This is a genomic window from Acidimicrobiales bacterium (assembly GCA_036399815.1).
In the GTDB taxonomy this organism is placed as follows: Bacteria; Actinomycetota; Acidimicrobiia; order Acidimicrobiales; family DASWMK01; genus DASWMK01.
Window position 1 is genome coordinate 21867 of the sequence record DASWMK010000047.1, and the last position, 14793, is coordinate 36659.

Consider the following 14793-nt stretch of genomic DNA (forward strand, 5'->3'; position numbering starts at 1 on the left):
GGGCTGCGATGCTGGGGCCGGGATGTCGCTCCGACTGGTCGCACTGTGCGTCGACGCCGACGACCCGCTGCGCCTCGCCCGGTTCTGGGGCGAGGCGCTGCGGTGGGCGGTCGCCGACGGGACGGAGGACCGGGTCCCCGTCCTGCCGACCGACGGCACCGGGTTCCGGATGGAATTCGTGCGAAACCCGGCGCCGAAGGTCGGCCCGAACCGGCTCCACCTCGACCTGACGAGCACGTCGCTCGACGACCAGCGGGAGTTCGTGGAGCGGCTCCTCTCGCTCGGCGCCCGCCACCTCGACATCGGCCAAGGGCCCGACGAATCCCACGTCGTCCTGGCCGACCCCGAGGGCAACGAGCTGTGCGTGCTCGAGCCGGGCAACTCGTTCGTCTCGGACTCCAGCCGTCTCGGGTCGATCACCTGCGAGGGCACGAGGGAGGTCGGGCTCTTCTGGAGCGCGGCGCTGGGCTGGCCGCTGGTCTGGGACCAGGACGAGGAGACCGCCGTCCGCGCGCCCGACGGGACCCACACGTTCATCACCTGGGGCGGGGCGCCGCCGCCGAAGGTGGGCAGGAACCGGCTGCACCTCGAGGTGGCGCCGGCCGGCGGGGCGGCGCAGGAGGCGGAGGTCGAGCGGCTCGTGCCGCTCGGCGCGACCCTGCTCGACCGCGGCGAGGGCGGCGCCGACCGGGTCGCCCTGGCCGACCCCGACGGCAACGAGCTCTGCGTCCTGCCGCCCGCGTAGCCGCCCGGCCCGTCCGCGGACCCGACGCCCGCCGGCCATTGCCCCGGCCACCGGAGCGGGGGATGCTGTGGGCCCACCGCCGAGCAGGGAGACGGATTTCGTGAGAAAGCGACTCGTAGGGCTGGGCGTCATGGCCTCGGCGGTCGGGGTCGTCGCCGGCATCGTGTGGATGAGCTCGGCCGGCGCCATCACGTCGGCCGTCACGTTCACGGTCGTCGCCCCGAACACCGAGGAGACCAACCTCGACCTCCGCCCGGCGGGCCCGTCCCGGGGCGACCAGTTCATCTTCAGCGGGCCGCTCCTGCGCAGCCCGAGCCAGGAGGCGGCCGGTCGCATCGACGGCCACTGCGTCACGACCAGCGTCCCCGGTGGCGGCACGGCCGAGAACCGCCAGCAGTGCTTCGTCACCGCCACCATCGGCACCGAGAACGGCGAGACCGAGATCGAGCTGGCCGGCGTCGGGCGCATCGAGGCCGAGGACGTCCTCCTCGCCGTCACCGGCGGCACCGGCCGCTACCAGAACGTCCGCGGCCAGGCGCTGTTCGACTTCACCGCGCCCGACCGGGTGACGATCGCCTTCTCGCTCATCCCCTAGCGGGGACCACCGCCGGCGGTGGCGCAGCGGGAGACGCGATCGCCCCTACGTGGGGTCGGAGGAGACGAGGCGGCAGCTCGAGGAGGGCGCGTCCGAGCTGGTCGGCCTGCGCCAGGAGGCGCTCGCCGGCGGGGCCGGACGGCTCGCCGCTTGTCCCGGCCGGGCGCGGGGCGGGACAGTGGCGGCGGTGGGACCGGACACGCTGGCGGGCCTCCCCGGGCCCCGGCTGGGGCGGGACGAGGTGCGGGGGCTGGAGCTCGTCGCGCACCTGCTCGGGACGGCGGCCGCCCACCCCGGCACGGTCGTCTGCCACGCCGTCGGGCCGTTCTTCGCGTCGCACATGGGGACGGTCGGCTGCGTCGAGGTGCGGGGCGCGGCCGGCATTCGCGAGGTGCTGACGAACGCGTCGGACTTCGGCACGCTCCAGCCCGACGTGGCCGACCTGCCCGACGACGTCCGGTCGATGAGCCGGGGCGTGTTCACGTTCCACGGCCCCGGCCACGCCCGCCACCGGGCCGAGCTGCGGGACCTCGTCGTCCTCGACGACCGCACCGTGGCGGCGCTGCTCGGCGCCGTCCGGGAGGCGGTCGGCCGCTGGCCGGGCCCGCCGGTCGACCTGGCCGCCGCCTGCCGGGCCGTGGCCCGCCACGTGTGGAGCGCGGTGCTCTTCGGGCCGGGGGAGCGGGGCCTCGCCCTCGGGCGGGGGGTCGGCGCCGTCGTCGACGGCCGCCGGGCCCGGCGCCTGGCCACCACGCCGCTCGCCCGCCGGGCCGCCCACCGCCAGACCGTCCACGCCAGCCGGGCCCTGGCCCGGGAGCTGGCCGGCTGGCTCCGCCGGCCCGGCCGCGACGGCCTGCTCGCCGGCCTGGGCGACGGCCTGGCGGAGGGCGACGACGACGAGGCCCTCACCCTGGCCGTGGCCCACGCCACCGCCGTCGCCGCGGCGTCGACCGAGCCGGCCGCGGCGAGCCTGGCCTGGGCCGTCCTCGCCCTCACCCAGCGGCCCGACCTGCAGGACGAGCTGCGGGCGGCGCCGCCGGCGTTCGACGGCGGGCGGCCCCGGCGCGGCGAGCGGGACCTGCTCGACCGGGTGCTGGTCGAGAGCCAGCGCCTCCTGCCGTCCAGCGCGCTGGTCACCCGGGCCACCCTCCGGCCCGTGACCGTCGCCGGCCACGGCCTGCCGGCCGGCTGCGAGGTGATCGTCAGCTCGCTGGTCGCCCACCGCGACCCGGACCGGTTCCCCGACCCCACCCGCTTCGCCCCCGAGCGGTGGGCGGGCCTCGAGGTCACGCCGTTCGAGTTCTTCCCGTTCGGCGCCGGCGTCCGCGGCTGCCTCGGCGCCACCGTGGCCCGGGCCATGCTGCGGGCCACCCTGGCCGAGCTGCTGGCCACGGGCACGGTCCACCTGGCCTTCGACACCAGGGTCGGCTGGCAGGTGCCGGACGCGCTCGTGCCCGCCCCCGGCGTCCCGGTCGTCCTCGTGCCGGGCGACGCCGCCGCCGGGCCGCGCGGGCGGGCCGAGGGGCCGATCACGACCATCGTCGACTTCGGGCGGTTCGCCCCTTGACCACCCTGGTGGGCGTGCCTAGGTTGGGCCCCGGTCCGGCGCCCCACGCGGGTGGGTCGCGGGCCTCGAGCGGAGGTGCTCCATGGAGAGCAGCGAAGGCGGGAAGTACCAGGCGCGGCAGGGCGAGGGCGGCAGGAGCCTCGAGCTGTCGTTCGACGTGAGCGGCGACCGCCGGGACCAGATCATGCGGTGCCTGGAGAGCGGCGAGCTGCGGATGGTGCTGCAGGACGTCGACGTGGAGCAGCTGTCCCGCGGCGACCTCGGCGGCGGCTACCTCTGGGACTGAGCCGGCCGCGGCGACGGTCGGCGTGAACGACGGCGGCGGGGCCCGGCCGGCGGTCGGCCTCGCCTGGGGCCCGGCGGCGCGCGCCCTGCTGCGGTCCGACCCTGCCCTGGTCGACCACGTCGAGGTGCCCTTCGAGCACCTCCGCCACGACCCGGGCACCGTCGACGCGCTCGGCGACGTGCCGGTCGTGCTGCACTGCGCGTCGATGTCGGTGGCCGGCTTCGTCGAGCCCGACGACGCCACCCTGGCCGACATCCGGTCGTGGGCCGACCGGGTGGGCACGCCGTGGATCGGCGAGCACCTCGCGTTCGTGCTGGCCGACGACCCCGAGGCGCTCGTCGCCGGCACCGAGGGCGAGCCCACCCGGCTGACCTACACGATGGCCCCGCAGCTGAGCGAGCGGGTGCTGCGCCGGGTCGGCGAGAACCTCGACCGGCTGCGGGAGCGGTTCGACCACGAGCTCATCGTCGAGAACAACCCGCAGTACCTGGACGTGCCCGGCTCGGAGATGAGCCAGGTGGAGTTCGTGGCCGAGGTCGCGGCGCGCTTCGACGTCGGCCTGCTCCTCGACCTGACCCACCTCGCCGTGTCGGCCCACAACCTCGGCTTCGACCCGGCCGCCGCCCTCGCCGCGCTGCCCCTCGACCGGGTCGTCGAGGTCCATCTCTCCGGCATGTCGGTGCAGGGCGGCGTGGCCTGGGACGACCACGCCAGCCTGGCCCCGCCGGCCGTGCTCGACCTGTTCGCCACGGTCGCCGAGGAGGCCGCGCCGAGGGCCGTCACCCTCGAGTACAACTGGGCGCCCGACCACCGCCTCGACGCCGTCGTCGACCAGATCCTCGCCGTGCGGGCCGCGGTCGGCCGTGCCGGCTGACACCGCCGCCGACCCGGCGTACTGCCACGCCGTGCTCGCCCGCCTGGTCGAGGACCCGGGCCGGGCGGCGTCGCCGGTGCCCGAAGGGCTCGACACCGAGCGGGTCCGCCGCCTCACCGGGTTCATCACCAAGGTCCGCCACAACCCGGTCCGGTTCCACCTGCCGCTGACCATGCGGGCCCTCGCCGCGGCCGGCGTGGAGATCGACTTCTTCGCCGACCTGGCGCCCGAGTTCGGCGAGCGCCGCCGCCGGGGGCTGTCCGACGCCGAGCGCGTCGCCCTGTTCGCCGACGCCCTGGACCGCTGGCTCGACCCCGCCGACCCCGCCCACCGCCTCGTGGCCGACGTGCTGGCCCACGAGCGGACGATGGCCGAGGTGGCCGCCCACCCGCCGGTGCCGCCGCCCGACACCGGCGCCGTCGTCGGCCCGGCCAGCCGGCCCCGCCGCCGGCCCGGCGTGCGGGTGCTCCACCTGACCGTGCACCCGCCCGACGTGGCCGACCCCCCGCCCGGCGGCCTCGACCGGTCGCCCCGCTGCCACTGCTACGTGCCCACGCCGGCCGGGCCGCGCGTCAAGCGGCTGGAGCCGGCGCTCGCACCCCTCCTCGCCGCGGCCGACGGCTCGGCCACCGTGACCGCGATCACCCAGGCGCTCGGGCTCGACGGCGGCGCCGTGCCCCGGGTGGCCGAGGTGTTCCAGGTGCTGGCCCGGCGGGGGCTCCTCGACGTGGAGGGACCGTGCGCCTGACCCTGGTCGACAACCTCGTGTTCCCGGTGGGCCGCCAGCACACCGACTTCGACGTGCACCCCAACATCGGGCTGGCGTCGCTCGCCGCCGTCGTGCGCCTCGCCGGCCACGACGTCCGCATCGTCGACCCCAAGCGCGAGGTCAGGCAGGGCCGGCTGGCGCTCGGGCCCGACCTCTACCGCGACGCCGCCGAGGCCCTCCTCGCCGGCTCGCCCGACGCCGTCGGGTTCACCACGCTCGGCTGCTCGTTCATCTTCACGGTCAGGGTGGCCGAGCAGCTGAAGCGGCTGGCCCCCGGCCTCCCCGTCCTCCTCGGCGGGCCCCACGCCACCGTGCTCGACCGGGCCATCATGGAGGCCTTCCCGGTCGTGGACGTCATCGTCCGCCACGAGGCCGAGGACACGATCGGCCCCGTCCTCGACGCCCTCCCCACCATGCGCCTCTCCGCCGTGCCCGGCGTGACCTACCGGACGGGCCGCACGGCGCTCGGCATCCGCGCCAACGCCGGCGCGCCGAAGGTCGACGACCTCGACACCCTGCCCTTCCCGGCCTACGACCTCTATCCCGTCGAGGACCTGGACCTGCCCTACCTGCGGGTCGAGGCCGGCCGGGGCTGCCCGTGGGCGTGCACGTTCTGCTCGACGGCGACGTTCTTCCAGCGCTCCTACCGGCTGAAGTCGCCGGCCCGGCTCGTCGCCGACCTCGACACCCTGCACGAGCGGTACGGGCACACGACCTTCAAGCTCGAGCACGACCTGTTCACGGTCAACAAGCGCAAGGTGGCGGCGTTCTGCGACGCCGTGCGGGACCGGGACTACGAGTGGATGGCGTCGGCCCGCATCGACTGCGTGGACGAGCCCCTGCTCGAGCGCATGGCCGAGGCCGGGTGCCGGCAGCTGTACTTCGGGGTCGAGACCGGGTCGGTGGCCCTCCAGGCCTCGCTGCGCAAGCGCCTCGACCTGTCGCTGCTCGAGCCCGTGCTGCGCAAGGCCGGCGAGGTCGGGATCGAGGCCGTCACGTCGTTCATCACCGGGTTCCCCGAGGAGACCGAGGAGGACCGGGACGCCACCCTGGTCACCATCGGCGCGCTGACGACCGGCCTCGACCCCGCGCCGACGGCCCAGCTCCACCTGCTCCTGCCCGAGCCCGGCACCGGCGAGTTCGAGGAGCACCGGGACGAGCTGGCCTTCGACGGCTACGTGGCCGAGTTCAACGCCGAGCCCCACCGGGGCGACCACGACCTGATCGCCGCCCACCCGTCGATCTTCGCCACCTACCACCACTACCCGGGACTGATCCCGCGCCAGGAGCAGGTCGCCGTCGTCGAGGTCACCCGCCGGTTCCTCGCCCTCGGGCCGCTCGTGCTGCGCGAGGTGCTGGCGGCCAGCGGGCTCGACCTCGCCGCGCTCGTGCTCGACGCCTGCCGCCACGCCGGGGACCGGCGCGACGCCGCCCTCGTGGTCGACGACGCCGTCCGCCGCTTCGGCCGCGACCACCTCGTCACCTCGCTCGTCCGCCTCCGCGTCGGCCTGGCCGAGCCGCCGGCCGACCGGTCGCCGAGCGACGGCGCCACCCTCGTGCTGTCGCCCTACGCCGTGCTGTTCGACGACCTCCACGACTGCGGCCGGGCCCTCGACCACCTCGTCAACCGGCCCGGCGAGCCGCTCCCCGACGAGCTGACGGCCGCCCGGCACGACTACGTCGCCGTCCGCACGCCGGGCGGGGTGCGGCTGTTCCAGGTCGACCCGCTGACCCACCTCGTGGCGTCGGCCTTCGCCGTCCCGGCCACGCCGGCCGGCGTGAAGGAGCGCCTCGACGGGCTGGTCGGCGGCGACGTGCCGGTCGACGGGGTCGTCGAGCGCCTCGTGCGGGCGGAGGCGCTCGTCGCCGGTGCCTGACCGGCGCTCGGTCCACGACGCCGTCGAGGGGTTCCACGTGGCCGCGCTGGTCGCCGGCCTCGACCGGCTGGGCGTGCTCGACGCCATGGCCGAGCCGGCGAGCCCGGCCGACCTCGCGGCCCCCGCCGGGCTCGACGCCGGCCTGCTCGGCCTCTGCCTCGAGTATCTCGCCGGGGTGACCGACCTGGTCGAGCGGCGGGGCGAGCGCTACGCGGTGACGGGGCGGTGGGACGCCTACGCCAGGGCGTGCGTCCGCCAGTACGTCGGCGCCTACGGCCCGCTCTCGCTCGACCTGGCCGCCGTGCTGCGCGACGCCACGACGGGGGCCGGGCTGGTCGACCGGGGCGAGCACGCCCGCAGCTTCTCGGGCGCGCCGACCGTCGCCGGCGTCGTCGCCGACCTCGTCCTCCAGCTCGGCCTCGCCCCGACCCTCGACCTCGGCTGCGGCGCCGGCGGGCTGCTGGCCGACCTCGGCCGGCGGGACCCGGCCTTCGTCGGCTGGGGGGTCGACGCCAGCCCGGCGATGTGCGCGGCGGCCAGGGAGCGGCTGGCCGGCGACGGGCTGGCCGGCCGGGTGACCGTGGTCGAGGGCGACGCCTTCGACCCGGCCGCGGTGGCCGCCGCCGTGCCCGCCGGGGAGGTCCGCTCGATCACGGCGACCAGCCTGCTGAACGAGCTGTGGCGCGACGGGCGGGACGGGCGGCCGACCGTCGCCGGTTGGCTGCGGTCGCTCGCCGGCGGCTTCCCGGGCCGGGCCGTCGTCGTCACCGACTACTTCGGCCGCCTGGGCCGCCGGCCGCCGCCGTGGCCGGCGCCCGGCGCCCTCCACGACCTCGTCCAGGCCCTGTCCGGGCAGGGGGTCCCGCCCGCGGACCACGACGGCTGGCGGGAGGCCTACCGGGAGGCCGGCGCCCAGGTGCTGCACCTGGCCGAGGACGGCGCCCGGTCGTTCTTCGTCCACCTCCTGCTCCTGCCCGGCCGCCGCTGACCGGCGCCCGCCGGCCCGGCGCCGTCAGCGCAGCAGCGTGCTGCCCGATGGACCGTCGACGCGGGCGACGAGCGCGGCGACCGGCGCGGCCGTGACGGTCACGACGGCGCCGAGGGCCCGGAGGACGGCGGCCAGCCCCTCGGGGTCGGGGTGCTCGACGGTGAGGTCGGCGAGGGTGAGGCCCGGGGGAGCGGACGACGCGGGGTGGGGCGTGGTGCCCCAGTCGATGAGGAACGGCACCGGGCCGCCGCCCCGCGCGTTCGCCGTGAGCCGCCAGCGGAGGACGGCGCCCGCCGGCGTCGTGCGGGTCATCTCGACCGGGTCCCCCGGGTCGTGCCCGGCGGCGCGAGCCCGGGCGACGGCGGCGTCGACGTCGTCGCAGCCGACCGCCCAGCCGACCAGGCCGGGCGCGCGGAGCCCGTCGAGCCCGAAGGGGCGGGGCCGGGGCGGCGGCGGCTGGTCGGGGTCGGGCGCGATGACCTCGAGGTACGTCGTCGGCCCGAGGGCGACCAGCGCGTTGTGCGTGCCGACGCCGGCGTGCCGGCCTCCGGGCGCGACGCGCACGCCGAGGCGGCGCTCGAGGTCGTCGACGGCGGCACCGAGGTCCGGCGCGCCGTAGACGAGGTGGTCGATCACCTGGCGGTCGGCATGCGCCGGGCCGGTCGCCCGGCCCGGCGCGTGCCGCGAGCTGCCGTGGTCAGGACGGCCGGGTGATGGCGAGGTTCACGCAGAACATCGTCCCCGAGTCGCCGCCGGCCAGGTCCGTCCACCGAAGGGTCCAGGTGCCGTTCACCGTGGCGCCCTGGAGGCCCGACAGCGGCTGGTCGGGCGTGAACGTCCCGTTGAACGGGGCCACCCCCGACCCGATCGGCGTCGCCGCCGAGTCGTCGAACCCCGTCAACGTGCCGGCGCAGCTGGTGGTGCCGCTGCCGAAGTTGTCGCCGTCCGCGCCCCGCCGGTTGGCCAGCATCACCTGGGTGCCGTCCGGCGAGATCAGCGAGACCTGGACGTCGCTGTCGTAGGTGTGGTTGGCCCGGATGGACACGTTCACGTCGACGGCCCGCGTCCCGGCCGGGGCCGACACGGTGATCGGGACGTTCGTCGTGGTCACGTCGGCCAGCGGGGTGGCGATGTTCCCGGTGCTGGCGTTCGTCACCACCGTGCTGCCCGGGTCGATCGTCGTGGTCACCGAGCGGTTGTTGTCGCTCTGGTCCGGGTCCTTCGTCCCCGTCGTGAGCGAGGCCGTCGTCGTGACGGTCCCCGAGCCGGCGGCGAACGCGTCGGCCTGGACGGTGACGGTCGCGCCGGCCGGGATGCGGCCGAGCCGGCAGACCGCGGTCTGCCCGCCGTAGCACGTGCCGGCCGACGGGGTGACGTCCTCGGCGACGAGGCCGGGCCCGAGCTTGACCGTCAGGAACACGACCTGGGCGGTCTTCGTCCCGGTGTTCGTCACCGTGGCCGAGAACGTGGTCGTGCCGCCCTGGGTCACCGGGTCGGGGGCGTCGCTGAACGCGAGGCTGACGTCGGTGGCGCCCTTGGCCGGGACCTTGGCGTAGCGGACGTCGGGCTGGTTGGCGTGCACCGAGTTGCCGTCCCGGTTGTCGCCCCACACCGGGAAGAAGCTGGCGTCGGTGGCGGCGATCTGGTCGTAGTCGCCCATGTACACCGGGTTGATGACCGGGTCCTGGCCGATGGCCACCGGGAACACCGGGCTCATGGCGAACTCGGTGTTCAGGGCGAGGGTGCCGGCCGGCGCCTTGCCGACGCGGCCGTAGCGCTGCATGCCGAGGTTGGCGGCGTCGTTGCGGCGGTCGTACCACGACACCATCCCGTTGTTGCCGTTCGGCGTGAACGCGATCGTCGGGAAGAACTGGTCGTTCGTGGTGGCGTCGGTGTTCATCCGCACCCGCGGCGACCACGACGACCCGCCGTTGGTCGACGACACGTAGTACACGTCCGAGCGGTCGACGCCGGCCGGGTCGTCGTTGAACACGACGAAGATGGCGCCGGTCACCGGGTGGACGGCGACGTGCGGGAACGCGTTCGAGCGGAACCCGCCGTTGAGCCCGAGGTCGCCGTTGGTGCCGGGGCTGAGGATGTCGGTGACGAGCACGGTCGGCCCGAAGGAGACACCGCAGTCCGTCGACTTCCGCACGTTGATCACGTTGCCGGCGCCGAGCCAGAAGTAGTACACGCTGTGGTCGGGGCCGACGGCGACGTACGCGCCCTGGGACGTGCCGAGCACGATGTCGAGCCCGCCGCTCGGGCCCCACGTGGCGCCGTGGTCGGTCGACCGGGTGAACTGCATCCCCTCGTTGGCCCCGCCGAACTGGCGCCAGCCGAGGTACACGTTGCCCTGGCAGGTGCCAGGGAAGTTGTCCACCGCCATCCACTCCTTGTCCTGCTGCGACCCGGCCGGCATCCCCGGCGTGGCGTTCACCGGCGCCTGGAACGACTGGCCGCCGGTGTCGGAGCGGAACAGCTGGATGTTGGCCAGCGAGTTGAACTCGAGCGTCGCCAGGTAGACCCGCCCGGTCGCCTGGTTGGCCGCGAGCACGGGGTCGCCCGCGTCACCGCCGGGGCTGTTGGGCAGCGCGCCCATGTCGGTGAACGAGTTCCCCGAGTTGGTGGACACCGACCAGCCGGTGAAGTGGTTGTTGGACCCGGTGTAGGAGCCGGAGTCGTTGTAGGCGACGACGACGTTGGTGCCGACGGCGACGGCCGACGTCTCGCTCTGGGTGTCGCGGGCGGTCGTGTCGGCCGCCGGGTTGTTGACGAGGGTCGTCGGGTCGGTCACGACGGCGACGACGTCGGAGTCGAACTGCCCCGGTGGGAACCGTGCGGCGAGCGCCGCTCGGCGGTTGAAGGCGGCTCCCGACATGGCGGTGGCGGTCGGCGGGCCGGGCTTGGTGGTCGGTCGCGACGCCTCGGCAGGAGACGGGGCGACGAGCGCGATCACGACGGCGGCGATCAAGGCCGCGCGCCGGTACGGACGGTGCATAGGTTTTCTCCCTCCCGCCGGGCAGCGTACGCCCTCACGCTCCGCCGTGGGCTGGAGCGCGGTCGCGGCGCGGCCGAGCCGTGCGCCTACGCCGGTGCGAGGAAGTCCACGGCGACCCGCACCGGCCCGTCCGGGTGGACGGCGTGGGGCACGCCGGGCGGGACGGGCTGGGCGTCGCCGGCCCGCAGCACCCGGTCGACGGGCGGGTCGGTGGCCATCGTGAACCGCAGCGACCCGTCGAGCACCCGGACCACCGCCCACGTGCCCTCGGCCACCCGGTGGTCGCGCCGCAGGCCGGCGGGCACGGTGGCGGCGTCGAACGGGCCGGCCGTGCGCACCGTCCGCAGGCCATCGGGCGGCTCGGCCCGGTCGCAGAGCGGGCAGTCGAGCGCGGTGCCCACCCGGCCGGCACGGCCCTCCTCGGTCGTCACCCACGGGCGCTCCCGGAACGGCGGCTGGTGGCGCACGTGCTGGCCGTGCCGGCAGGACAGCTCGGCCACCCAGTCGCCGGCGTCGTCCCGGTGGAACCCCTCGATGGTGCGGCGCACGACGGGAGCGTTCCCCGCCGGCCCCCCGGGGTAGGGGAGGGGCCTCGCCGACAGGGAGGCCGGCTTGCGCTCGGACGTCGCCCACGCCAACGGGATCACCATCGCCTACGACACGTTCGGGTCGCCCGCCGACCCGCCGGTGCTGCTGGTGATGGGCCTCGCCACTCAGCGGATCGCCTGGCCCGACGAGCTGTGCGAGGACCTGGCCGCCGCCGGCCGGTTCGTCGTGCGCTTCGACAACCGCGACGTCGGCCAGTCCACCCACCTCCCCGAGCTCGGCACGCCGAGGCTGCGCGACCTCGCCCGGCGGCGGTCGCCCTACCGGATCGACGACCTGGCCGACGACGTGGCCGGCCTGCTCGACGCCCTCGGCCTCGACTCGGCGCACGTCGTCGGCGCGTCGATGGGCGGGTTCGTGGCCCAGACCGTCGCCCTCCGCCACCCGGCCCGCGTCCGCACCCTCACCCTGATCATGACGTCGACGGGGAGCCGGCGGGTCGGCCGGCCCGCCCTCGGCCTCGTGTGGCGGCTCGCCCTCCGGCGGCCGGCGTCGAGCCGGGCGCGGGCCGTGCGCCAGGTGGTCGACACGTTCCGGCTGATCGGGTCGCGCGGCTACCCCTTCGACGAGGAGTGGACCCGGCGGATGGCCGCGGCCGCCTACGACCGGGGCCACGACCCGGCCGGGCACCGCCGCCAGCTGGCCGCCATCACGGCCCAGCCCGACCGCACGGCCGACCTGGCCAGGCTGACCCTGCCCACCCTCGTCGTCCACGGCCTCGACGACCGCCTCGTCAGCCCGACCGGCGGCCTCGCCCTCGCCCGCACGATCCCCCGGTCCACCTTCGTCGGGTTCTCGGGCATGGGCCACGACCTGCCCCGCCCGCTGTGGCCGGCCATCACCAGGGAGCTCGTGGCCCACACGGCCGCCCCGGCGCCCGGCCGGCCCCTCGCCGCCGTCGCCGCCGGCCCGTATCCGGCGCCGTCGCCCGAGGAGTGGTAAGCCCTGCGTGGCGTGTCCACCACGGGGAGGGGCGGCATCATGCAGCGGTTCTGGTCGCGGTTCGCGGTCGTCATGGGGAAGCGGGCGGGGCTCGTCTCGCTCGCCGGCCTGGTCGTGACGCTGGCGCTCGGCGCGGGGATCTCCCGGCTGGACTTCGCCACCGGCCAGGACAGCTACCTGGAGCGGGACAGCACGGTCTACCGGGACAACGTCGCCTACCAGCGGCTGTTCGGCGGGCAGGCGATGCTGGGCGTGATCACCATGGACGAGGGCCACACGGTGGCCGAGCTGTTCGACGACGGCGCGTCCGAGCTGCGCCGCCTGCACGACGACCTGGCCGCCACCGGTGACTACCAGGGCGTCGTCACCCCGGTCGAGGCCCTCGAGTTCTCCGACCGGCTGGTGGGGGCCGGGCCGCCGGCCTGCGACCCGACCACGGGCGTGGCCGGGCAGCTGCTGGTGCGGGCGCTCGGCCTGGAGACCGATCCCGACCGGCAGGCCGTCCGGCTGGCCAACGCCGGGGAGACCCTCGAGCGGATCAACGCCGTGCCGTGCGAAGAGCGCACCCTCGACAACCCGGAGTGGGTCGACTTCCTGCTCCACGAGGCCAACGGGGAGGTCAGGGCCTCGGCCCGCTCGTTCTTCCCCGACGACCGGCACGCGCAGGTGCTCGTGCGGCTGCGGGGCAACCTGTCGATCGAGGACGAGGGCGCCAACGCGGTGGTCGCCCAGGAGCGGATGCGCCGCCTCGACCTGCCGAACGCCACGGTCGTGGCGACCGGCGCGCCGATCCTGCTGAAGGACATCAACGACTACCTGCGGGGCGGGATGCTGGTGCTCGGCGGCATCGCCGCCGCCGTGATGGTCGTGATCCTGCTGCTGCTGTTCGACGTGCGGTGGCGGCTGCTCCCGCTCGCCGTCATCCTCGTCGGCGTCGTGTGGGCCTTCGGCGTGGCCGGCTACCTCGGCATCCCGCTCACGATCGCCACGATCGCGGGACTGCCGGTCATGCTCGGCGTCGGCATCGACTACGCCATCCAGCTCCACGCCAGGGTGGAGGAGGAGGCCGTCCTCGACCGGGCCGAGCACCCCATCCAGGAGACGGCCCGCAACCTGAACCCGGCCCTCCTCGTCGTCACCTTCGACGCCATCTTCGCCTTCGCCGCCCTGCGGTTCGCCAAGGTGCCGATGATCCGCCAGTTCGGCCTGCTGCTCGCCGTCGGCATCGCCGTGATCTGCCTGTGCTCGATCGTGCTGCCCACCGCCATCCTCGGCATCCGGGAGTTCCGGTCGCCGACGAGGGGCAGGGACTTCCGGGGCGGCGCGCTGGGCCGCCTCACCGAGTTCCTCGGCCGGCTGCCCCAGGCCTTCGCCCTCCCGCTCGCCGTGCTCGCCGTCGTCGTGTTCGCCGGCGGCATCCTCGTGGAGGACGACCTGACCCTCCAGACCGACCCGATCCAGTGGGTCAACCAGGAGTCGGAGACGATCAGGGACATCCGCACGGTGGAGCGGGAGGTCGGCAGCTCGAGCGAGCTCGGCGTCTACGTGCGCTCCGACGACGTGTTCAGCGACGACACCGTCGCCTTCCTCCACGACTTCACCGCCGAGCAGCTGCGGGACTTCGGCGCCGACCGGGCCGACGTGCCCAGGGGCTTCGTGACCGCGGCGAGCATGGAGGCCACCCTGGCGTCGCTCGTCGCCCTACCGGGGGCGAGCGACGTCACCCCGCTCGGGTCGGAGGTGCGGGCCGCCTCGGAGATGGCGCCCGAGGACGTGCGGCGCCTCCTCGTGAGCGACGACGGCACGGCGGCCAACGTGGTCTTCCGCGTGGAGCCCGGCGCGGTCGGCGACCTGGCGACCGTGGTCGACGAGATCCGCGACGGCACCGACCCGCCCGAGGGCGTGTCGGCCACCCCATCGGGGCTCGGCGTGGTGGGCGTGGGGCTGCTCGAGAACCTCGAGGCCAACCGCGTCGTCCTCACCTACCTCGCCATGGCGTTCGTGTTCCTGTTCCTCACCGTCCGCCTCCGCTCGCTCGTGCGGGCCCTGCTGTCGCTCGTGCCGGTGGCCATCGCCGTCGGCACGGCGTCGCTCGTCGCCTACGCCGCCGGCTTCCGGCTCAGCCCGCTCACGGCCGTGGGCGGCCCGCTCGTCGTCGCCCTGTGCACCGAGTTCACCTCGCTGATCCTCCTGCGCTTCGTGGAGGAGCGGCAGCGGGGGCACGAGCCCCAGGAGGCGGCCGACGTGGTCGGCCAGCGCACCGGCCGGGCGTTCATCGTCTCCGCGCTCACCGCCATCTCCGGGGTGGCCGTGCTGTCCCTGTCGTCGCTGCCCCTGCTGCGGGACTTCGGGCGCATCGTGGCCATGAACGTCACCGTCGCCCTCCTGAGCGCCCTCGTCGTCCTCCCGCCCCTGCTGGTGTGGGCCGAGCGGCGGGGCTGGGTGACCCGCGGGCTGGTGCGGCGGCAGGAGCCGTTCATCCCGACCGACCGCCCCGCCGCCGACCCGGCCAGGGCCGGCGGGCCGGTCACCGCCTGAGGGCG

Annotated in this window: 13 protein-coding genes; 10 read left to right on the forward strand and 3 right to left on the reverse strand. The window is 75.6% G+C overall.

Annotation, left to right across the window (positions count from 1 at the left end):
* Positions 1 to 22 precede the first annotated feature (22 nt).
* The 8 genes from VGB14_03570 to VGB14_03605 all read left to right on the forward strand — a co-directional run bounded on the left by VGB14_03570 (position 23) and on the right by VGB14_03605 (position 7701).
* A complete protein-coding gene (locus VGB14_03570) occupies positions 23 to 745 on the forward strand; it encodes a VOC family protein (protein ID HEX9991985.1) in 723 nt (240 codons plus the stop codon).
* Between the two features lie 130 nt (positions 746 to 875).
* Entirely contained in the window at positions 876 to 1340 is a 465-nt protein-coding gene (locus VGB14_03575) for a hypothetical protein (GenBank protein HEX9991986.1), read from the forward strand.
* A gap of 49 nt (positions 1341 to 1389) precedes the next feature.
* Positions 1390 to 2907, forward strand: coding sequence for a cytochrome P450 (locus VGB14_03580; protein HEX9991987.1), 1518 nt, complete (start codon positions 1390 to 1392; stop codon positions 2905 to 2907).
* An 82-nt stretch (positions 2908 to 2989) separates the two neighbouring features.
* On the forward strand, positions 2990 to 3193 hold the full coding sequence (locus tag VGB14_03585; GenBank protein ID HEX9991988.1) for a hypothetical protein: 204 nt from the start codon (positions 2990 to 2992) through the stop codon (positions 3191 to 3193).
* 22 nt (positions 3194 to 3215) lie between these two features.
* Positions 3216 to 4067, forward strand: a complete 852-nt coding sequence (locus VGB14_03590) for a DUF692 family protein (GenBank protein HEX9991989.1) — start codon at positions 3216 to 3218, stop codon at positions 4065 to 4067.
* Positions 4057 to 4815, forward strand: coding sequence for a hypothetical protein (locus VGB14_03595; protein HEX9991990.1), 759 nt, complete (start codon positions 4057 to 4059; stop codon positions 4813 to 4815). Before VGB14_03590 ends, VGB14_03595 begins: the two co-directional genes overlap by 11 nt.
* Positions 4806 to 6713, forward strand: coding sequence for a radical SAM protein (locus VGB14_03600; protein ID HEX9991991.1), 1908 nt, complete (start codon positions 4806 to 4808; stop codon positions 6711 to 6713). The genes VGB14_03595 and VGB14_03600 overlap by 10 nt, the downstream gene beginning before the upstream one ends.
* Positions 6706 to 7701 carry a class I SAM-dependent methyltransferase gene (locus VGB14_03605; GenBank protein ID HEX9991992.1) on the forward strand — a complete coding sequence of 332 codons (996 nt, stop codon included), beginning with the start codon at positions 6706 to 6708 and terminating at the stop codon, positions 7699 to 7701. Before VGB14_03600 ends, VGB14_03605 begins: the two co-directional genes overlap by 8 nt.
* 24 nt (positions 7702 to 7725) lie before the next feature.
* Here the strand turns inward: VGB14_03605 and VGB14_03610 are convergent, their stop codons facing one another.
* The 3 genes from VGB14_03610 to VGB14_03620 all read right to left on the reverse strand — a co-directional run bounded on the left by VGB14_03610 (position 7726) and on the right by VGB14_03620 (position 11250).
* Positions 7726 to 8337, reverse strand: coding sequence for a VOC family protein (locus VGB14_03610; GenBank protein HEX9991993.1), 612 nt, complete (start codon positions 8335 to 8337; stop codon positions 7726 to 7728).
* Positions 8338 to 8398: 61 nt separating this feature from the next.
* Positions 8399 to 10675, reverse strand: coding sequence for a proprotein convertase P-domain-containing protein (locus VGB14_03615; GenBank protein HEX9991994.1), 2277 nt, complete (start codon positions 10673 to 10675; stop codon positions 8399 to 8401).
* A 113-nt stretch (positions 10676 to 10788) separates the two neighbouring features.
* Positions 10789 to 11250: a DUF3565 domain-containing protein gene (locus VGB14_03620; GenBank protein ID HEX9991995.1), complete on the reverse strand. Its 462-nt coding sequence runs from the start codon at positions 11248 to 11250 to the stop codon at positions 10789 to 10791.
* Positions 11251 to 11314: 64 nt separating this feature from the next.
* Between VGB14_03620 and VGB14_03625 the strand changes: the two genes are divergently transcribed.
* A complete protein-coding gene (locus tag VGB14_03625; GenBank protein ID HEX9991996.1) occupies positions 11315 to 12250 on the forward strand; it encodes an alpha/beta hydrolase in 936 nt (311 codons plus the stop codon).
* Between the two features lie 12 nt (positions 12251 to 12262).
* Entirely contained in the window at positions 12263 to 14788 is a 2526-nt protein-coding gene (locus VGB14_03630; protein ID HEX9991997.1) for an MMPL family transporter, read from the forward strand.
* Positions 14789 to 14793 lie beyond the last annotated feature (5 nt).

Bases quoted from the DNA above. Each gene is read 5' to 3' on its own strand.
- VGB14_03575 (HEX9991986.1), top strand. From the start codon at position 876: ATGGCCTCGGCGGTCGGGGTCGTCGCCGGCATCGTGTGGATGAGCTCG.
- VGB14_03585 (HEX9991988.1), top strand. From the start codon at position 2,990: ATGGAGAGCAGCGAAGGCGGGAAGTACCAGGCGCGGCAGGGCGAGGGC.
- VGB14_03570 (HEX9991985.1), top strand. From the start codon at position 23: ATGTCGCTCCGACTGGTCGCACTGTGCGTCGACGCCGACGACCCGCTG.